Below are 18,825 nucleotides of genomic sequence, written 5' to 3' on the forward strand. Positions count from 1 at the left end.
CGATGAAATCGCTTGCCTCGCCGAGGCAAGCGATTTCGGCAGCCACCTCAGGTCAACAGAGGAAATCCTCGTAAAGGACAAGGAGACTACCCATGAAGATCGTCATTATCGGCGGCACCGGCCTGATCGGCTCGAAGACCGTGGAGAGATTGCGCAACAAGGGACACGATGTGCTGGCGGCATCGCCGAATTCCGGCGTCGACACGATCACCGGTAAGGGCCTGACGGAGGCGCTTACAGGCGCTGAGGTGGTGCTCGATCTCGCCAACTCGCCCTCCTTCGAGGACAAGGCGGTGCTGGAATTCTTCCAGACCTCGGGCCGCAATCTGCTCAAGGCAGCGACTGCGGCCGGCGTCAAGCATCACATCGCGCTGTCGATCGTCGGCATGGAGCGGCTGCAGGGCAGCGGCTATATGCGCGCCAAGATGGCCCAGGAAGAGCTGATCAAGGCTTCTGGCATCCCCTATACCATCGTGCATTCCACACAGTTTCACGAATTCATTGCCGGCATCGCGCAGTCAGGCACCGTCGGCCAGACCGTGCGTCTTTCGCCGGCCTATGTGCAGCCAATCGCCTCCGATGACGTCGCCGACGTTATGGCCGAGGTGGCGATCGCCGCACCCGTGAACGGCACGATCGAGATCGGCGGGCCGGAGAAAATCCGCCTCACCGACATCGTCACGCGCCTCCTGAAAGCGACGAACGATCCGCGCCAGGTGATCGCCGATCCCCACGCCCGCTATTTCGGCGTCGAGCTTGAGGATAACTCGCTGGTAACGGGGCCGCAGGCGCGGCTCGGCCGGATCCGCTTCGACGATTGGCTGAGCCGGCAGCCGCCGCAGAAAAAGAGCGCCTAGAGCAATTCCAGGAAAAGTGCGAAGCGGTTTTCCGTCCGGAATTGCGTAAAAACAAAAGCTTAAAGCGGTTCTGCGCTTCCGTGAAACCTGAACCGCGCTAGCGGCGAGACCACGTCCCATCAACACAGGAGACCAGATATGCTCAGAAAAATGATCTCGGCGGCCGCGCTCGGCATTGTCCTTGCCGCCGGCACTCAGGCTCAGGCTGCAGGCGGCGACGCCAAGGTTCGCGTCGTTTTCGACCAGAAGCTTCCCAATGTTCCCGGCAAGAGCATGCGGGCGGTGCTCGTCGAATATGGGCCCGGCGGCTCGTCGCCCGGCCATACGCACCCGGCCTCGGCTTTCATCTACGCCACCGTTCTCGAAGGGGCGATCACCAGCAAGGTCAATGACGGGCCGGAGAAGGTCTATAAGGCCGGCGAAAGCTTTCCCGAATTTCCGGGCGACCATCATGCCGTCAGCAAGAATGCCAGCAAGACAAAGCCGGCTCGCCTGCTTGCGGTCTTCGTGCTGAATACCGACGAGACGGAACTGACGACCGACGACAAGTGACGTTACCCACGATGCCCGGCGCCGCCGGGCATCGATTTCCCCGCCGTGTCAGGCCGCCTGCAGCGCCATTTCCAGGTCGGCGATCAGATCGTCCGGATGTTCGATGCCGATCGACAGACGGATCGTCGATTCCAGCACGCCGATGCGCTGGCGGACATCGGCGGGCACGCCGGAATGTGTCATGGCGGCCGGGTGGCTCGCCAGCGATTCCGTACCTCCCAGGCTGACCGCCAGTTTGAACACCTGCAGCGCATTCAGGAATTTGAACGAGGCCGGCTGGCCGCCGCGGATGTCGAAGGAGAAGGTGGAGCCGGCGCCGGTGCATTGCGCGGCAAAGGTCCGGCCGGCCGGCGAGTCCGGATCGTGATAAGGCAGGTAGTGAACCTTCTCGACCTTCGGATGATCGCGCAGAAAATCGGCGACGGCCCGCGCATTGCTGTTTGCCCGCTCCATGCGCAGCTGCAGCGTTTCCAGCGAGCGGCCGAGCATCCAGCAGGAATGCGGATCGAGCTGCGTGCCGATCGCCCCGCGCAGCGCCTTGACCTGCTTGACGATGGCCTTGCGGCCGAGAACGGCGCCGGCGATCAGGTCGGAATGGCCGCCGACATATTTCGTCAGCGAATAGAGCGAGATATCGGCGCCGTGTTCGATCGGCCGCTGGAAGACCGGGCCGAGCAGGGTATTGTCGCAGACGACGATCGGCGTATGCCCCTGCTTTGCGCCGATCGCGTCGGCTATGCGCCGGATCATCGCAACATCGACCAGGCCGTTGGTCGGATTGGCGGGCGTCTCGATCAGGATGACGGAAACGCGGCCCTTGGCCATCGCCTCTTCCGCCGCCTTCTGCACCGAGTCTTCGCTGACGCCGTCGCCAAAGCCGATGGCGGCGACGCCAAGGTTCAGGAAGGTCTTGGCCAGCAATGTTTCCGTTCCCCCGTAAAGTGGCTGCGAATGCAGCACCGCATCGCCCGGCCTGACGAAGGCCAGCAGGGTGGTGGCGATCGCCGCCATGCCGGATGAGAAAAGCACGCCGCTTTCCGTCCGCTCATAGACGGCCAGCCTGTCCTCGACGATCTCGCTGTTGGGGTGGTTGAAGCGTGAATAGACGAGACCCGCGCCTTTCCCCGCCGGCGGTTCGCGGCGGCCCGAAACGTAGTCGAAAAAGTCGCGGCCATCCTCGGCCGAATTGAACACGAAGGTGGAGGTGAGGAATACCGGCGGTTTGACCGCCCCTTCCGAGAGTTCGGGATCGTAGCCGTAATTCAGCATCTGCGTTTCGGGATGCAGTGCATGATTGCCGATATGCGTTTTGGAAGGATGCGGGGCCGTCATGATCGTCTCCTCTGTCGGGATTGCCCAAGGGATAAACTACATCAAAACTGCATCAGAGGAGCAGTCATCGATGATGCTCCTCAATGATCAGTTGACGGCCTCGCCCAAAGTGTCTGCGACATAGGCGCCGCGCGCACCCATCGGCAGCGGCGTGCCGGTCGTCGTGTCCCTGGCGGTCTGATGTTCCAGTTCCGCGTTCAGTTCTGCGCCGATGACGAGAATGACGACGGAAAGCCAGATCCAGATGAGGAAGCCGATCAGCGCACCGAGCGTGCCGTAGGTCGCGTTATAATTGGCGAAATGATCGAGATAGAAAGAGAAGGCAAGCGACATCGCCGCCCAGGCGACCGTCGTCAGAGCAGCACCCCACGTCATCCACCGCAGCTTGGCAGGCTCTCGGCTCGGGCCGAAGCGGTAGACGGAGGTCACCGCCACCGCGACGACCAGCAGAAGCAGCGGCCACCGCAGAAGAAGGGCCATGTGCTCCTTGAACTGATCGAGCCAGAGATACGAGAGGACAACCGGCATGACGCCCACAAGCGCCACCATGACCACCATCAGAAGCATGGCGCTGAAGGTGAAGCAGAGGCCGACGAGGTTCAACCGAATGAGGCCGCGCTTTTCGTTCTCCTCATAGGCCACATTCATTGCATCGAAGATCGCCAGCGTGCCGCTATGCGTGCTCCATAGCGCAATGCCGAGACCGACGAAGAAGGTGATGCCGAGCGCACTGTCGCGCTTGCTGACAAGTTCCTTGATCTGATCGGCCAGAAGGTCGAAGGCCCCCGGCGGCAATAGACCGGCCAGTTCGCGAAGATGCTCGGATATGGTGATCGGATCGGCGATCAGCCCATAGAGAGAGACCAGAGCGGCCATGGCGGGAAACAGCGCCAGCAGCAGGTAAAAGGTCACACCCGCGGCAATGAGTGTCACCCGGTCGTTCAGGACTTCGTGGTAAAGCCGCCAGAACACATCACGAAGCCCGCTGAGCGGAATAGCCTCGGGCACGGCGGCGCTGCGACCATGATCGTCAATTGCGCGGGGTTCGGCGGGCGGGGCCAGCGCATCGCCCTGCCTTGACTGCATCAGCACAAATGCCCCGATCGCCGCTGCCATCATCGCAGCGGCGATGGACAATCTCTTGAGCGGGAGCGCATCTGCCATTACCCTATCCTCCGATTTGCTGCGTGGATAACGCCGGGTGCCGCAAAAGGATGCAAGCCGTTGCTTTGTCGCGGAGATTCGAAGCGCAGGGGAGGGGAGGCCGCGGCCATTGAGGGCTGCAGAGCGGAAACCTGGACCGATTACTCAGATCATAATCGTTTGATTTTATTTGATAACTATCCAAATACGGAAACAAAACAGGACTTTGGTTTCATCACTGCAGCTTAGGGAATATCTGGACACGACCGCCGGCTCGGCGACTTTGTCGGGCCCCAGCGGCAAATTCGGGCTTCGCGCGATGGGCAAAACGCGATTTTGCCCCGAATTTCGTCTACCGCCCTAGCTCGGACGTTGGCCATCAAGCACGAAACGATGCCCCCGTATCAATAGCGCCGCGGGAGATAGCCCACAAGAGGCGCTCGCGCAGTCCACGGCAAACATCGCCCTCAGCGCATCGAAGATAACTTCCAGCTCCACCAGCGCTTCATGCCCCTAGGAACCTCGAAGAACCAGGCGAGTGCCCCGACGCCCAACGAATGGCCAGCGTTGCGGCGTGTCCTTCGAGGACCGGCCTGGGGCTGCGTACAAGGATTAGGTTCTCTTGGAAGCTGTCCGTTGGCGTGACGGGTGGCGCCGGACGAGGCCGAAATCGCCGCAGCTAATGATGAGTGCTGGCGAATTCTGCGTGGCGTTGTCCGCGGACAACCACTGACAATCCAGGATTCTCGGCCCACCCCTTGTATGTCTGGTCCCCGCCTGCCTTAAGCACGGCTCAAGCTGCGGCGCACCCTCTCCTCCTCCGTCATTCCTTTGCTTGTCACAGGAATCCAGCCGGCTTGCGTCTGCAAGCCGAAAGGACTCTGGAACAAGAGAGCGGATCCAGTGACGTGGCTACAGCAATGCGGCGACTAGACGGCAAGGCGGCTGCGAATCCTCCGCCGCGTGCACACGCGGCCACTGGATTCCTGTGACGAGCACAGGAATGACGGAGAGTAAGGCTGTGCCTCGGTTCCGATTCAAGGCTTACCCACCTATCAGAACTTCACCTTAGGCGGCGCGGACAACGATCAGGCCCGCGTCATTCTCCACTCCGCCAGAGCGATGCGGCCGGCACAGATCCCCCATTTCGACGACGGCCGCATCGCGCTCGCTGCCCTCTTCACTCGACGCCGCCAGCTCGTCGACATGGCGGCTGCGTCGCAAGCCGTGGCAGCGCTGACCGGCAAGACGCTCGCCGCCCTCATGGCGCAGATCGCCCGCGTCGATGCCGCCATCGCGCTCGCCAGCGAGGCCGAGCCCGACATGGCCGCACGCCGCGACCTTCTGCTGACGATCCCGGACATCGGCGAGGTCGGCGCCGCCGTGCTGATCGCCGAACTGCCCGAACTCGCGCCATCGACGACAAGAAACTCGCAGCCCTCGTCGGCGTCGCCCCTATCGCCCACGACAGCGACACCTGGCGCGGCCGGCGCCATATCGCTGGCGGCCGCGCCACCGTCCGATGCGCCCTCCACACGGCAACGCTCGCGGCCATCCACTGCAGCCCGGCCATCAAAGCCTTCCACAAACGGCTGCGCGATGCTGGCAATCCGCCCAAGGTCGCCCTCGTCGCCGCCATGCGAAAATTCATCATCATGATCAACACCATTCTCAAAAGACGAACGCCATGGAACAGCCCCAACAACACGGTTGGTGAGGCGCCCTACAGGCGCGCCTGGAAGTGCGAGGCCGGAGCACCGACGACGAAGAATACAACAGGCGGCGTTGGGGCGTGTCCTTCAAGCTTCCGCCCTGTGCACCTCACCAGGATGATGACTGATCGTTGTCCGCGCCGCCTAAGCTTCAGCCCTCATAGGTGGGGCAAGCCTTGAATTGGAAACCAGGCACAACCTCACCCTCCGTCATTCCTGTGCTCGTCACAGGAATCCAGCAGCCGCGTGTGCACGCGGCGGAAGATTTGGAGCCGTCTCGCCGACTAGTAGGTGCGTTGCTGTAGCCACGTCACTAGACCCACTCTTGTTGCTCAAGAGTTCCTTCGGCCTGCAGACGCAAGCCGGCTGGATTCCTGTGACAAGCACAGGAATGACGGAGGAGAGGTTATGCCGCGCGCTAACGGCCAGCGACGACGTGCAAAGAGTAGGCAGAGAGAACGGAATTGCTAGCAGTTGTCCGCGGACAACAGGCAACCATTCCAGAGCCGCAGCCGAAGTTGTCCGCGGACAACGCCACGCACAATCCGCCAGCGCCCATCAGAAGCAGCGGCTATTTCGATCCTCCTCCGGCGTCACCGTCACGCCGCCCAGCAGCCAAGCTTGAATTCGCCGCATCGCAGCACTACCTCATGGCGGACCGAAGCGCTTAACCCCTCCGAGCCGCTTCGGTCCGACGGACAGCATTCCTCCCCCCAAGGCTGTCGGTCACTATCGAAGCCCGGCGCTCCACTCCCGCGCCGGGCTTTCGTTATTTGGCGACCCCTGCCGTTTCCATACCCGTCGATCCGCTCCTCGAATAAATCCGAGGTCTGCGGAGCCAGCCCAACAAAGTGCCTGCATCGTCTATCGCGACGCGGCCGTCGCGTTGCCGCCGGCAGAGGAACCGATTGTCGCCGTCATCCCATGCGCAGGTTGCGAGCGACGCACCAGAAATGCAGCCGATCGAGTCGCTGGTCACTGATCTTCACTTCGGGTTTGGCCGCCTGTTCCGAGAGAACACCTCAGATGCCGCCGCCAGGTCGCGCCAGGGGGGAGGCATTAGTGAGCCTGCGTCAAGCTTCGATAGACCGACCCTCGCCGAATGAAGGCTTCAGGCCTCGTCGTAGCAGAGCGCCCATTGGTCGCCGATATACCAGCAGCGTCCTATCCGCGGCTCCGTCTTCCAGAGCAGGCTTTTGATGAACTCGATGCCGCCGCGCTTGAAGGCGGTCGTCAGCTTCTCCACCTCTTGCTCGTCGGTCGTCAATCCGCCATTGGCGCAGACGAAATAGGCATTGCCGATCCAACGCGCCGCATATCCGGTCGCGCCGCGATCGATACGAAGCGCGGCGCCATGGGACGCATGACGACCGCCATTCGCCGGCCGGCCCTGGCGCGGCACGCCGAGTGGCAACACCAGGCGCCCTCCAGGTCGCAGCCTTTCGATCCAGGGCGCCGCAGGACGCCCGACGGCGAAATTCACGTAGATCGCATCCACCTCCTGCTGCGGCCATTGATTGCCGTCGGCGGTGATGACGCTGACATTGGCCCGATCGGCAAGTGCCGCCTGCGCGTGGCCGGCCAGATCGGGATCCATCTCGACGGCATGGACGTGGCCGGTGGCGCCCACCAACTCCGCGAGAATGGCGCTATAATAACCGGTGCCGGCACCGATATGAGCGATGTGATCGCCGATCTGGACGTCCAGCTCCGCCAGGAGGCGGGCGTGCAGCGACGGACTGCCATTGTTGACGCCCTTGTCGGGCTGCAAGGCGAACAGCGCATCCTGATAGGCCAGAACCACGTCCGAGGAAAGCAACGGGCGATATCCGCCACCTAGATTGGCGATCTGCCATGGCGGCGGACCGAGGAATTTTTCACGAGGGACAGCGGCAAAGGCAGCCTCGATGCGCGGGTTCGTCGTTGCCGCGGTTGCCACCACCTGATGGGCGTAAGCGCGGCGGATCAAGGCAAGTTCCTCGGCGGTGAACAAGGCATCGGGCATGACTAATCTCCGGTTATGGCTTCGATCCCTCCCGCCTCCTGGGTCTTTTGGGTCTGCGGATCCGCCAATCGGACCGATCACGATCAATGGGCGTGGCGAGACTCTCAAACCGTCGGGACTTGTGGCGGAAGTTAAATACGATTTCGCTTCCCTTGCAAAAAACTACGTTGCTTCGTCATAGGCTTAATATGCCGGGCTAGAAGACTCGAATCCGTCACCGCATATCACTGACCGCGACCAGGCAGCACGCGCCCTGCCGCATCAAAATCCTCGGGTAATGCCATCGGCTCCTCAGGCGTGAGGCGCCGTGTGATCCCCGGCGCCTACGCGGAAACGCTTCTTGATCCTGTCGACCGGCGTCCCATCCTGTAGTGGCACCTGGACCAGCCTGTCATAGGTCTCAAAGCCCATCTTCGCGTAGTAGCCAAGTCCGCTGACATTGTCGGCGCGGATGGTTGCATTGATGAATTCGAGCCCGAGCTCTTTCGCTGCGTCCCTTGTCGCGGGAAAAAGCGCGCTGCCGACGCCTGGGGTCTTCGAGTTCACTCGGGCGAAGGTGGCGATGTCGGCGACCCCTTTTGGCGGATCGCCGTATACGCTCAGCGATTGAAAGCCGACCAGCGATTGATTGTGCTCTGCAACATGGCAGACAAGAGGAAACTCGCCATCGATAAACCAGTCGGCGAACTCGGCGGCCGAAAGTGGGGTCTCCAGTGCTGTGGTTCCGCCGGCTCGGATGATCTCGTTCAGCAAAGCACTCAATTCCTCGGCATCGGAGCGTGCGGCTTTTCGAACGTGCATGTCTTGGCTACCTCATCGTCGGCCGACAACCTATCGGCGAGATTTGGAGATTACAAGTCGCCATGCTCGCAGCGATGCCTGTAGCCAAACTTTGCGGAAGGGCTCAGCATTGCCGTCCTTGTCAGCCAGACCCGGTGTAGATCATTGAGCTAACCATTATGGTGCTGGTGAATGAATTTCGCCATCGCCGGGGTGATGGCAGCCGAGGCGGCGCCGGGCGAGCTTCAGCCCGGCGATGAAATGCCGTCCGAACGGGTGCTGATGGAGCGCTTCGGCGTCGGCCGGCCGACCATCCGCGAGGCCATGCAGTCGCTGGCCAACAAAGGTCTCGTCAGCATTTCGGACGGCGAACGGCGAAGGTCCTGAGGCTGACGGCAAAGTCGATCTTCCGCCAGGTCGACCTCACCGCCAAGATCATGCCGTCGCAATCGGCCGATTCACTCGAGCATCTGAAAAGCGCCCGCATCTTCTTCGAGCGCGGCATGGCCCGCGAGCGACCTCAGGGACATCATCGAGCGCCAGCGCTTGTCGCTCGGTCGGGCCGAAGAGTTCATCGATGCCGATATGGAGTTCCACACCCGCATCGCCCAGATCTCAGGCAACCCGATTTACGTCGCCGTCAGCGAAGCCATGCTGGCTTGGCTGAAGGAATATCATACCGAGATGCTGATCTGGACCGGCAAGGAAAAGTTCACGCTCGCCGAACACGACGAAATCGTCGACCGCCCCGAAGCCAATGACGTCGACGGCTCGGAAATGGCGCTCCTCAAACACCTCGAACGATCGCGCGCGCTTTACGCAAAATAAGCTCAACGCTGTATGTGCGCATTTATAAGCATCCGCGGAACAATGCTGTGCCGGCGAGGTTGTGGATAGGCCAAGCACGCAAAGTTCCCAAGGAGGACATCCAGATGCGTATGAAACTCGTAGCAGCTTCGCTTTTCGCCCTCGGCATGGCCACGTCGGCTTTCGCCCAGTCCAATCCGGCTCCGGCCGGCGCCACGATCGACAAGAACCAGGCCGATCAGGGTGGCGGCGCAACGACCGACACGAAGGCCAAGAAGCCGATGGCGATGGATAGCACCACGACTGGCTCCACGACCGGCGGCGCAATGAAGATGGACAAGACCAAGTGCCCCGACCCGGTCAACAACTCCGCGAAGCTCCAGACGCAGGGCGGCACGAGCAACGCCACGCCAATGGATGAGGCCTGCGCAGCCCACAACAATTGATAGCGTCTCCGCACAAAGAACCCCGCTTCGGCGGGGTTTTTTGTGGGCCGGTCAAGCGACAGCATACGCGCATCCGTCCCTTCGGCAGATTTCAGGCTTGACTCGACGGAACGCGATTGGTATCGGATTGGGTAATCGATAACCCAAGCGAACCCATGACTGCTTCACTCAACGACATAGCCGCCCGCGCGGGCGTTTCCGTCAAGACGGTGTCAGGTGCGCTGCATGGCGGCTCGGCCCGCATGTCGGATGAAACCCGGCTGCGGATCAAGGAGATCGCCGAGGAGCTTGGCTACGTCACCAATTTCGCCGCCCGCAGCATGCGGCAGGGCTGGATGCCACTGGTCGGTCTGGTCGCGGATGACCTGATCACCTCGCCTTTCGCAACGGAGATCATCCGGGGGCTCGACGGCGCCGTGCGCGCTGCCGACATGGCTGTCTTCGCGATGACGCTAGGGGGCCATCGGAGCCTTGCATCGATCCTCGACGAGATGCGCCAGTTTCGCCCTCGCGCGATTGCTTACGCGGCCATGTATCATAAGAAAGTCGACCTGCCGCCCGAATTTGCCGCGGCGGTGGGAGTGATGATCAACTGCCGAGATACCAGCGATCGCGTCACCTCCCTGGTGCCCGACGAAACGGGAGCGGGGGTCGAGATTACCAACTACCTGCTCGATGCCGGCCGACGCAATGTCGCCTTCATCAATCTGCCGGGACTGCTCGCCGGCGAACTGCGCGAACAGGGCTTTCGGCAGGCACTTGATCATGCGGGCGTCGACGGGGCAGGGGCCATCGTATTGCCCGCGGTCAGCAAAGCGATTTACAGCGATCGCGCCCCTAGTCTCGTCCATGCGCATGTGCATGATCTGATGAATGGCCCCCGGCGCCCCGATGCTATCCTGTGCGGCAATGACCGTGTGGCGATGGAGGTCTACGCCGCGTTGCGCCGGACTGGTGCAACCATTCCCGACGACGTCGCTGTTGCGAGTTTCGACAACCAGGTCGAGATCGCCTCGCGTCTCGACCCGCCGCTGACCACCATGGCGTTGCCGCACCGCGCCATGGGCCGTCAGGCCGCGCAAATCCTGCTTGCCGAAGACCGGCTTCCGGTCGGGGTGCAGAAACTACCGTTCCAGCTGGTGGAGCGGGCATCCGTATAAATTGAGAGAGGCCCATTCAATTGAGGAGGAATTCCAATGGGTAATCGTTTACTTTGGTCGCTTATCCTGTCTTCGGCCCTATCTGCCCCATGGGCTGATGCAGCCGAGAAGACCACAATCCAGGTCATGCATCAGGGCGATCCCGGCTTTGTCGCCGCCTATGGCAAGGTCGCCGAACGGTTCGAGGCGGCCAATCCCGATGTCGACGTGCAGTTCATCTACGCGCCGCACGATGCCTATAACGAGAAGTTCAGCGCCGCCGTGATGGCCAAGCAACTACCCGATGTCATGGAACTCGATGCGCCGTTCCTCGCCAATTACGTCTGGTCGGGCTATCTTCAGCCGATCAAGCCGCTGATCGACAAAGACCTCCTCGACGACATGACGGCGTCTAACATCGCCCAGGGCACATACCCGATCGACAAGGACCTTTATGCAATCGGCCTGACCGACTCGTCGGTGGTTCTTTACGGCAACAAGAAATATCTCGAAGCGATCGGCGCCCGCATCCCGAAATCCGTCGACGATGCCTGGACCCGGGAGGAGTTCGAAACCTATCTCGAGAAGCTGTCGAAGCTCGACGGCGTAAAGTGGCCGATCGACACCTTCCGCGGCTACGGCATCAAGACGGAGTGGATCACCTATGCCTATAGTCCGATCCTGCAATCGGCCGGCTGCGATCTGATCGATCGCAAGGCCTGGAAATCCGAGGGCACGCTCGACAGCGACTCCTGCGTCGATGCTCTCACCATGATGCAGAAATGGGTCAAGAACGGCTGGGTCGTCCCGCAGTCGGCCGGAACCAACCAGTTCTTCGCCGAAGGCAATCCCGCAGCGCTGGCCCTCGGCGGCCACTGGGTCTATGCCGAGGCCGCCGCGACCATGAAGGACAACATCGTCGTGCTGCCGCTTCCGAAGTTCGGCGCCAGGGCCGCGAGCCCCAATGGCACCTGGATCTGGGCGATGACCAAGACGTCGAAACATCCCGATATCGCGGCCAAATTCATCAGCTTCCTGCTGAAGGACAAGGAGTATCGGGCTTATGTCGCGAGCCAGTCGGGATATCCCGGCCTGAAGAGTTTCGCGGCCGAATCTCCGCTCTATGCAAATGGCGGCCCGATGGCGATCGCCTTCGAACAGGCGTCGAAGACGGCCGTCTCGCGCCCGCCGCATCCAGCCTATCCGACAATCACCTCGGCCTTCATGCAGGCCGTCGACGAGGCTTTCAACGGTGGCGATCCCAAGGAGGCGCTGACGTCAGCCGCCAAGAAGATCGATGAGGATATCGAGGACAATGACGGATATCCGCCGTTCGGCGACGAGCAATAAGCGCATCGCTGCCGACAGGTCGAACCCCTGCGATGTCTCCGGCAGACATCGCAGGGCGGGACCGGCATCCGCGCTTGGAAAGGAGGAACTGCATGGTCATGCAACAATCGACATCTTCGACATCCGTCCGAAAGGCTCCGGCGCGCCGGCATGACAAGGGGCGGCTGATGCAGGAAGCGGCCATGCTCGCGCCGGCCGTGATCCTGTTGACCCTCTTTCTCATCCTGCCGTTTCTCTTGTCCTTCTGGACGGCGATGACCAACCAGCCTCTGGTGCCGCGGCCGACGCCCGTCCGCTTCGTTTGGTTTAACAATTTCATTCGCATCTTCCAGGACGATCTTTTCTGGACCGCCCTTTGGAACGTCTCGCGCTTCACCTTCTGGATCATTCCGGCGCAGTGCGGCCTGGCTTTCGCAACAGCGCTCCTGCTGCATCAGAAGCTGCCGTTCCGCAATCTGCTGCGCGGCATGTTCTTCCTGCCGGCGATCACCTCGATGGTCGTGGTCTGCGTCATCTGGGGCACCCTGTTCCAGTATCCGACGGGACCGTTCAACCAGATCCTCGGCTTTCTCTCCGGCGGAGCGATCCAGCCGATCGATTGGCTCGGCGATCCGCAATGGGCGATGTTCTCGCTCGTCCTGCTCTCGGCCTGGCAGGCCTACGGTTTTCAGATGATCGTCTACCTCGCCGGCCTTCAGGGCATTCCGGACGAACTATACGATGCCGCCAAGATCGACGGTGCAAACGCTTTCCGCCGCTTCTGGCATGTGACCATGCCCGGCCTGCGGCCGACCCATGTCTTCGTGCTGGTGATCACGACCATCCAGGCGTTCAAGCTCTATACCCAGCTCGCCATCCTCACGCAGGGCGGCCCGAAGAGCAGCACCGAAACGGTGGTGCACTACATGGTCCGTTCCGGCTTCGAAGAGCAGAAGATGGGCTATGCCTCCGCCGTTTCGGTCATCCTGTTCGTGATCGTTCTCGTCATCGCGCTGATCCAGCGCCAGCTCCTGAGGCGTTTCGATGTCTGATATCGCACTCTCGATCCCGCAGGCCCGCACGGCGCGGCCCCGTTCCGCCGCAACGGTTCTCCGCATCATCCAGACGATATGCATTTTCATCATCGCATTGGTGATCGTCTCTCCATTGCTGCTCCTGGTCGTGGCAAGCCTCAAGGATGACCGGTTCCAGATTCTGGCCGATATGGGCAGCTTCCGGGCCTTCTGGGTGTCGAACCCGACGCTTTCCAACTATGCCGAGGTCGGCCACCTCTCAGGCGAACTCGCCTTCGGACGCTACCTCATCAACTCGCTGATCATCCTGGTCACAACGGTTTGTTCCGGCCTGATTGTGAATTCGATGGCCGCGTTTGTCCTGGCCTGGGGATCGTTCAAGGGCCGTGCCGTCATCCTGTCGATCGTAATCGCGCTCTATGTGATCCCGCAGGAAAGCATCATCATGCCGCTGGTGATCATGGTTTCCCGGGCGGGAATAACCGACACCTTCGCGGTGCAGATCGTGCCCTGGGTCGCCAGCCCCCTCTATATCTTCCTGTTCTACCAGTTCTTCGCGCAGCTGCCGAAAGAATTGCTGGAGGCGGCCGAGATCGATGGCGCATCCTTTTTCCGGGTCTATCGCTCCATCTTCCTGCCGCTCAGCCTGCCCGCGCTCGCCACCGTGTCGATCCTCATGGGTATCGAGACCTGGAACCAGTATCTCTGGCCGATCCTCGTCACGCAGACCGATTATGCCCGGCCGATCGCGGTGGCCATCGCCACCTTCTTCGGACAGGACAGCATCTACTGGGATCGTGCGATGGCAGCCTCCGTTTTGATGATGATCCCGATCCTGGGACTCTACCTCGCATTCCAGCGCTGGTTCGTGAGTTCCTTTATCGGCTCTGCCGTGAAAGGTTGAATTGATGACAAGCCAAGCGATTTCTCCGTCCGATGAAGGCGGGCTGGAGACGATCAGCGCCGTCCTGCCCGAGGGGTCGACGATCCATGCCTGGATCAAGGCGTCGCACGGCGCCGCGGGAAGGCTGACGGCACATGTCGACGGCGACCCAGCCGGTGCTGTCGAAACTTCTAATCCGCATGAATTCGAATTTCGGTTGCTGACGCTGGAAAAAGGCGGAGAGGCTGCCTTCTCCTACGATCCCGTTACGACCGAAATATCGGTCCTTTATGCCTTTCTCCCGCCCCGCGTTCTCGAGGAAGGCATCCGGCTGCTTTATGTCCGCCCTTCCAATGCTACCCCCGAAGTTCCGGGCGGTTATCACTTCCGCCCACCTTTCGGCTGGATGAACGATCCCAACGGGTTCGGGCGTTTCGGCGGCAAGCTGCACCTCTTCTACCAGCATTATCCCCATAGCCTTCGCTGGAACAACATGCATTGGGGTCATGCAGTCTCGGACGATTATCTTCGCTGGACGCATCTCCCGATCTTTCTTCCGCCTTCGGATGAACTCGCCGCGCGGGCCGATGGACGCGGCGGGGCATTTTCCGGCTCGGCGATCGCGCTCGATGATACCGGAATTCGCATCTTTTTCACCGAGCATATGAAGGACCGGGAACCGGAGGAGCAGGTTCAGTTCACGGCCACCAGCCGCGATCTTGTCAATGTCGAGCCGGCAAGCCTGATCCTGCCGGCGCGTCCCGAAGGGCTCGGCCTGACGACCGACTTCCGCGACCCTTACGTCTTTTCAGGCCCTGACGGCAAATGGAAGATGTTGCTGGGCACGCGGGACCGCGAGGGTGGAGTCATCCTGCTCTACGAAACGGATGACCCGATTGCAGCGACGGGATGGACGTTCCTCGGCATACTTCACCGCGAAAACCGCTTCGGGATGACGGCGGCGGAGTGCCCCTGCATGGTGCCGCTCGACGGTCCGGCAGCTGACCCGGCGACGCGCTGGGCCCTGATCTTCGGTCTTCTCACAAGCCGCGACCCGGCAACCGGCCGGCGCAACATGACGCTTGCGACAGTCGGACGTTTCGATGGCCAAAAGTTCTCCGTAGAATTTGAACAGGAACTGGATTTCGGCACGGATGCCTACGCGTTCCAGGCCTTCGTCGACGATACCGGCCCGGTCGGCATCGCATGGCTTGCGAACTGGACGGATATTTCCAGAGAGATCGACATGCCGACGGCGATGACCCTGCCGCGCCGGCTGGCATTGCAAAGCGGGGCACTGATCACCCCGCCGGTCGCCGCTGCGGAAAGCCTGCGGCGGCACCGACTGGATGTCGGAGGCCTTCTGGAAGGCCAAGCTGTCTCTCTCGCCAACGGCTCCGTCGAAATCCTGCTGACGCTGAAGGAAGCCGGCAACGCGTTCCGTTTGGAATTCGAACATTCCGAAGCAACTGTTGCGGTTCAGTTGGACGATGATGGGCTGAGCATTCCCTTTTCGGTGGCGAATGCCAAGACATCCCCCCGCTATATCGCCGCCGGCGCACGCCCCTCGACCATCCGGATATTCCTCGATGCGGGCTCGATCGAAGTCTTCGCCGACGATGGCCGCTGGACGGGAACCAAGCGGCTGCCCGGCTTCAAGGGCGTAAGCTCGGTGCGACTGACCGCGCCCGAGGGCAATATGCTCGCCGCCGAAATCTGGCAGCTCGGTCTTTAATTTCTGGAGGATGAAACGACATGGCATCGGTGACGATAGACAAAGCCCGCAAGCATTATGGTGCCGTTCCGGTGATCCACGGCGTCTCCGTCGATATCGAGGACGGCGAATTCGTCACGCTCGTCGGCCCCTCGGGCTGCGGCAAGTCTACGCTGCTCAGAATGCTCGCAGGGCTGGAGGAGATCAGCGACGGCGAAATCCGCATTGGCGGCCGGGTCATGAACGACGTGGCGCCGGAGGAGCGGGATATCGCCATGGTCTTCCAGAGCTACGCGCTCTATCCGCACATGACCGTTGCGGAGAATATGGGCTTCGCTCTGAAGCTCCAGGGGCGGAACAAGTCGACGATCGAAAAGCAGGTGAGGGAGGCGGCCGACATCCTGGCGCTCGGACCTCTCCTCGACAGATTGCCCAAACAGCTGTCGGGCGGCCAGCGCCAGCGCGTCGCCATGGGCCGCGCAATCGTCCGTCACCCGCAGGTCTTTCTCTTCGACGAGCCGCTCTCGAATCTCGACGCCAAGCTGCGTGTAACGATGCGGGCGGAAATCAAGGAGCTTCATCAGCGGCTGAAGACCACCACCGTCTATGTCACCCATGATCAGATCGAAGCCATGACCATGGCCGACAAAATCGTCGTGATGCGCAGCGGCCGCGTCGAGCAGATCGGCAAGCCGCTCGAGCTCTTCGACCGGCCGGCAAACACCTTCGTCGCCTCTTTCATCGGCTCGCCCGCCATGAACCTGTTCGAAGGCAAGGTCAGCGGCGGCAGCTTCGTTTTGGACGGAACCAACCTGCCTCTGCCGCCCGGTCAGCAAAAGGCGGACGCCGTCACCTATGGCATCCGCCCCGAGCATATGGTGATCCGCGAGGACGGCGTGCCGGCTACCATCGTCGTTGTCGAGCCGACCGGATCGGAAACCCACATCAACGCCAGGCTCGGGAACGCTGATATCAGCCTGCTTCTGCGGGAACGGGTCGAATTGGAACCGGGACAACAAATCTCGATCGCCCCTGACCTGTCGAAGGTGCATTTGTTTGGAACAGGCGGCAACCGCCTAAATTAAGATCGATGCCCTATGAATCGATGCCCTATGATCGCCTTGAGTGGCGTGCCGATTGTGAGTGTCGCAGAGGTCCCTCGCAAAATGCCCGACTTTTGCGAGGGACGTCTTCCACACAGATTGTTCTGGACGATTAAAGTGGGTGGTTTCGCGGGGAGTTGTGCAGCAACAGGCTCTCAAATTACGCTGGAGACTTGAGGTCCCTCACGCCATTTATGGATGGACCTTCTGAAAATCCGGGGTTTCCGATGTCTCGATCGACAGATTGGGGCCGAGCGCGTCCAGGAAACTCGCGGCATGGAAGATGGCAGCCGGTGGCTTTGCCCCGGTATCGCGGATGTCACCGGACAGGATACGCTGGACCGCTTCGCAAATGATCGGCGCGGTAACGGCATAGATGTCCTGCCCCTGGGCGAGACTCCGGCGGCGCAGGTTGCCTTGCGTGACGATCACCTCAACGGCGAAGCGCTGCGCCGAACGTCCGGTTTCATCGATGGCTTGGGGCGGGGGCGTCGATGGATCCCGAACATCCCGTAGGGCTATCGCGCTGAGAAAGCTGTGCAGCTCCTTGGTCCTGACATGGCGGGCGATCAGCGGCACTTCTGAAAATGGGAGCTCGACGAATGTCTGCCGGCCGAACGGGGCCGGCAAAACGGAAACTTTCTCGGCCGGCGGCTGGTGCACGGGCCCAAGCTGGCCGCCGCTGACCGCCAGGCGCTTTGCGGTGTTCTTTTCCCCGGTCACGCGCGTGCCTTTCGTGGGCAGCCAACTGTCGAGCGCAATTCGGATTTCGACAGTGTCGGCGTGTTGCCATTCGTCCATCAGGGCAGCCACCAGCAGGTCGGCCAGTCCGCCGTAAAATCCCATGGCCGGGATGACGGCTACGCCGGCTTTCCGAGCCGCAGCCTCGTGCCGCTCGAACGTCGCCTGTACGCTTGGCTGTTCGGCCGTTACGTCGAGATAATGGATGCCGGCCCGCAACGCCGCACGCACGACCGCGTCGGCCGTGTCCATGAACGGGCCGGCGCAGTTGATGACCGCTGCCGCACCAGTGAGTGCCCGGTCCAGCGCCGCGTCATCCTCTATCGCTGCTTCCCGGCATTCGACGCCGCGTTCCGCAAAGCCCGCCTCCGCCAAACGTTCGGCACTCCGTCCGATCGCAATCGGCTTCAGCCCGCGCCGCAACAGTTCAGCGACGACAAAACGGCCGGTATGGCCATTCACGCCAAGCACCGCCACGGACGCGGGTGGTGTTCTGATAGTGTCGGCTTGTTGGGTGGTGGTCATTGCTCTCTCCATCGATACAGACCTGTCTGTACTCAATAAAACATACAGGTCTGTAGCGTGTCAACCAACTTTCTGCTAGGATGACTGAATTGGAGATACACAAATGACGAAAAGCACAGCGAACGCACCCGCGCCGGCCGTGAACGAGGTGCGGGACAGAATTCTCGAGACGGCGTCGGAGCTCTTCTACCGGCGCGGCGTGCGTGCCGTCGGCGTCGATCTGGTGGTTGAAAAATCCGGCGTCGCCAAAACCAGCCTTTACCGGCATTTCGGCACAAAGGACGATTTGATCGCGGCCTTCCTGAAGCGCGAGGACCTGGACTTCTGGAGCACCTGGGACCAGGTAACCGAACAGCACGCGGACGACGCCGGGGCCGAACTCGACGCCCATTTCGAGTGGATCGGCGAGCGGGTCGGGCGGGATAATTACCGTGGCTGCCCGCAGATCAACACGGCTGCCGAGTTTCCCGAAGCCGGTCACCCCGCCCGCAAAGTCGCCGAAGCCCACATGCGCGAAATGCGGCGGCGTCTGCAGATCATCGCCGGGAGACTGGCGGTTGCAGCGCCCGACCGGCTTGCCGGCCAACTCGCGGTGCTGATCAACGGCGCCTTTGTCAGCATGCAGGTCTTCGAACCCGGCGAAGCAACGGGTTTGCTCCGCGATGCCGCTCACGCCCTGATCGCCGCCAGCCGCAATTGATTCACTTGAGGCACAGTTCCCAG

General features: G+C 61.5%; 15 protein-coding genes and 2 pseudogenes. 12 read left to right on the top strand and 5 right to left on the bottom strand.

What is annotated here, in order from left to right:
• The first annotated feature begins 92 nt into the window (after positions 1-92).
• A complete protein-coding gene (locus tag RLEG4DRAFT_RS61190) occupies positions 93-857 on the top strand; it encodes an SDR family oxidoreductase (RefSeq protein ID WP_003576395.1) in 765 nt (254 codons plus the stop codon).
• A 138-nt stretch (positions 858-995) separates the two neighbouring features.
• Positions 996-1,409 carry a cupin domain-containing protein gene (locus RLEG4DRAFT_RS61195; RefSeq protein WP_003576392.1) on the top strand — a complete coding sequence of 138 codons (414 nt, stop codon included), beginning with the start codon at positions 996-998 and terminating at the stop codon, positions 1,407-1,409.
• 48 nt (positions 1,410-1,457) lie between these two features.
• Here RLEG4DRAFT_RS61195 and RLEG4DRAFT_RS61200 read toward each other — a convergent pair whose 3' ends face one another.
• Together RLEG4DRAFT_RS61200 and RLEG4DRAFT_RS61205 are read right to left on the bottom strand one after the other, a co-directional pair.
• Entirely contained in the window at positions 1,458-2,741 is a 1,284-nt protein-coding gene (locus RLEG4DRAFT_RS61200; RefSeq protein WP_003576390.1) for a cystathionine gamma-synthase family protein, read from the bottom strand.
• An 87-nt stretch (positions 2,742-2,828) separates the two neighbouring features.
• A complete protein-coding gene (locus RLEG4DRAFT_RS61205; RefSeq protein ID WP_003576388.1) occupies positions 2,829-3,905 on the bottom strand; it encodes a YihY/virulence factor BrkB family protein in 1,077 nt (358 codons plus the stop codon).
• 1,065 nt (positions 3,906-4,970) lie between these two features.
• On the opposite strand from RLEG4DRAFT_RS61205, the pseudogene RLEG4DRAFT_RS61210 reads away from it, so the two are divergent.
• Positions 4,971-5,601 (top strand): annotated as a pseudogene (locus RLEG4DRAFT_RS61210) (transposase); the annotation flags it as partial.
• A 1,106-nt stretch (positions 5,602-6,707) separates the two neighbouring features.
• Here the strand turns inward: RLEG4DRAFT_RS61210 and RLEG4DRAFT_RS61215 are convergent.
• Together RLEG4DRAFT_RS61215 and RLEG4DRAFT_RS61220 are read right to left on the bottom strand one after the other, a co-directional pair.
• Positions 6,708-7,601, bottom strand: a complete 894-nt coding sequence (locus RLEG4DRAFT_RS61215) for a protein-L-isoaspartate O-methyltransferase family protein (protein WP_003576386.1) — start codon at positions 7,599-7,601, stop codon at positions 6,708-6,710.
• Positions 7,602-7,892: 291 nt separating this feature from the next.
• Positions 7,893-8,402: a GNAT family N-acetyltransferase gene (locus RLEG4DRAFT_RS61220; protein WP_003576384.1), complete on the bottom strand. Its 510-nt coding sequence runs from the start codon at positions 8,400-8,402 to the stop codon at positions 7,893-7,895.
• A gap of 171 nt (positions 8,403-8,573) precedes the next feature.
• Here RLEG4DRAFT_RS61220 and RLEG4DRAFT_RS61225 point away from each other — a divergent pair.
• The 8 genes and pseudogenes from RLEG4DRAFT_RS61225 (at position 8,574) to RLEG4DRAFT_RS61260 (ending at position 16,818) form a co-directional block, all read left to right on the top strand.
• Positions 8,574-9,209 (top strand): annotated as a pseudogene (locus tag RLEG4DRAFT_RS61225) (transcriptional regulator NanR).
• A gap of 104 nt (positions 9,210-9,313) precedes the next feature.
• Positions 9,314-9,634: a hypothetical protein gene (locus RLEG4DRAFT_RS61230; RefSeq protein WP_003576382.1), complete on the top strand. Its 321-nt coding sequence runs from the start codon at positions 9,314-9,316 to the stop codon at positions 9,632-9,634.
• A gap of 155 nt (positions 9,635-9,789) precedes the next feature.
• Entirely contained in the window at positions 9,790-10,794 is a 1,005-nt protein-coding gene (locus RLEG4DRAFT_RS61235) for a LacI family DNA-binding transcriptional regulator (RefSeq protein ID WP_003576380.1), read from the top strand.
• Positions 10,795-10,830: 36 nt separating this feature from the next.
• Complete coding sequence (locus RLEG4DRAFT_RS61240; RefSeq protein WP_003576378.1) at positions 10,831-12,123, top strand: ABC transporter substrate-binding protein; 1,293 nt, start codon at positions 10,831-10,833, stop codon at positions 12,121-12,123.
• A gap of 92 nt (positions 12,124-12,215) precedes the next feature.
• The gene (locus tag RLEG4DRAFT_RS61245; RefSeq protein ID WP_003576373.1) at positions 12,216-13,154 is read left to right on the top strand and encodes a carbohydrate ABC transporter permease; all 939 of its coding nucleotides are present in this window, start codon (positions 12,216-12,218) and stop codon (positions 13,152-13,154) included.
• Positions 13,147-14,040, top strand: a complete 894-nt coding sequence (locus tag RLEG4DRAFT_RS61250) for a carbohydrate ABC transporter permease (protein WP_003576371.1) — start codon at positions 13,147-13,149, stop codon at positions 14,038-14,040. The genes RLEG4DRAFT_RS61245 and RLEG4DRAFT_RS61250 overlap by 8 nt, the downstream gene beginning before the upstream one ends.
• A gap of 4 nt (positions 14,041-14,044) precedes the next feature.
• Positions 14,045-15,754, top strand: a complete 1,710-nt coding sequence (locus tag RLEG4DRAFT_RS61255) for a GH32 C-terminal domain-containing protein (protein WP_003576370.1) — start codon at positions 14,045-14,047, stop codon at positions 15,752-15,754.
• A 20-nt stretch (positions 15,755-15,774) separates the two neighbouring features.
• Entirely contained in the window at positions 15,775-16,818 is a 1,044-nt protein-coding gene (locus RLEG4DRAFT_RS61260; protein ID WP_003576367.1) for an ABC transporter ATP-binding protein, read from the top strand.
• A gap of 210 nt (positions 16,819-17,028) precedes the next feature.
• Here the strand turns inward: RLEG4DRAFT_RS61260 and RLEG4DRAFT_RS61265 are convergent, their stop codons facing one another.
• Complete coding sequence (locus RLEG4DRAFT_RS61265; RefSeq protein WP_003576364.1) at positions 17,029-18,102, bottom strand: saccharopine dehydrogenase family protein; 1,074 nt, start codon at positions 18,100-18,102, stop codon at positions 17,029-17,031.
• A gap of 103 nt (positions 18,103-18,205) precedes the next feature.
• Here RLEG4DRAFT_RS61265 and RLEG4DRAFT_RS61270 point away from each other — a divergent pair, with 103 nt between their 5' ends.
• Positions 18,206-18,802: a TetR/AcrR family transcriptional regulator gene (locus RLEG4DRAFT_RS61270; RefSeq protein WP_003576362.1), complete on the top strand. Its 597-nt coding sequence runs from the start codon at positions 18,206-18,208 to the stop codon at positions 18,800-18,802.
• The last annotated feature ends 23 nt before the right edge of the window (positions 18,803-18,825 follow it).

This window comes from Rhizobium leguminosarum bv. trifolii WSM2297 (assembly GCF_000271845.1).

Excerpts from the sequence above, each read along its gene's own strand:
- RLEG4DRAFT_RS61190 (WP_003576395.1), top strand. The coding sequence starts at position 93 with ATGAAGATCGTCATTATCGGCGGCACCGGCCTGATCGGCTCGAAGACC.
- RLEG4DRAFT_RS61195 (WP_003576392.1), top strand. The coding sequence starts at position 996 with ATGCTCAGAAAAATGATCTCGGCGGCCGCGCTCGGCATTGTCCTTGCC.
- RLEG4DRAFT_RS61200 (WP_003576390.1), bottom strand. The coding sequence starts at position 2,741 with ATGACGGCCCCGCATCCTTCCAAAACGCATATCGGCAATCATGCACTG.
- RLEG4DRAFT_RS61205 (WP_003576388.1), bottom strand. The coding sequence starts at position 3,905 with ATGGCAGATGCGCTCCCGCTCAAGAGATTGTCCATCGCCGCTGCGATG.
- RLEG4DRAFT_RS61215 (WP_003576386.1), bottom strand. The coding sequence starts at position 7,601 with ATGCCCGATGCCTTGTTCACCGCCGAGGAACTTGCCTTGATCCGCCGC.
- RLEG4DRAFT_RS61220 (WP_003576384.1), bottom strand. The coding sequence starts at position 8,402 with ATGCACGTTCGAAAAGCCGCACGCTCCGATGCCGAGGAATTGAGTGCT.
- RLEG4DRAFT_RS61230 (WP_003576382.1), top strand. The coding sequence starts at position 9,314 with ATGCGTATGAAACTCGTAGCAGCTTCGCTTTTCGCCCTCGGCATGGCC.
- RLEG4DRAFT_RS61235 (WP_003576380.1), top strand. The coding sequence starts at position 9,790 with ATGACTGCTTCACTCAACGACATAGCCGCCCGCGCGGGCGTTTCCGTC.
- RLEG4DRAFT_RS61240 (WP_003576378.1), top strand. The coding sequence starts at position 10,831 with ATGGGTAATCGTTTACTTTGGTCGCTTATCCTGTCTTCGGCCCTATCT.
- RLEG4DRAFT_RS61245 (WP_003576373.1), top strand. The coding sequence starts at position 12,216 with ATGGTCATGCAACAATCGACATCTTCGACATCCGTCCGAAAGGCTCCG.
- RLEG4DRAFT_RS61250 (WP_003576371.1), top strand. The coding sequence starts at position 13,147 with ATGTCTGATATCGCACTCTCGATCCCGCAGGCCCGCACGGCGCGGCCC.
- RLEG4DRAFT_RS61255 (WP_003576370.1), top strand. The coding sequence starts at position 14,045 with ATGACAAGCCAAGCGATTTCTCCGTCCGATGAAGGCGGGCTGGAGACG.
- RLEG4DRAFT_RS61260 (WP_003576367.1), top strand. The coding sequence starts at position 15,775 with ATGGCATCGGTGACGATAGACAAAGCCCGCAAGCATTATGGTGCCGTT.
- RLEG4DRAFT_RS61265 (WP_003576364.1), bottom strand. The coding sequence starts at position 18,102 with ATGACCACCACCCAACAAGCCGACACTATCAGAACACCACCCGCGTCC.
- RLEG4DRAFT_RS61270 (WP_003576362.1), top strand. The coding sequence starts at position 18,206 with ATGACGAAAAGCACAGCGAACGCACCCGCGCCGGCCGTGAACGAGGTG.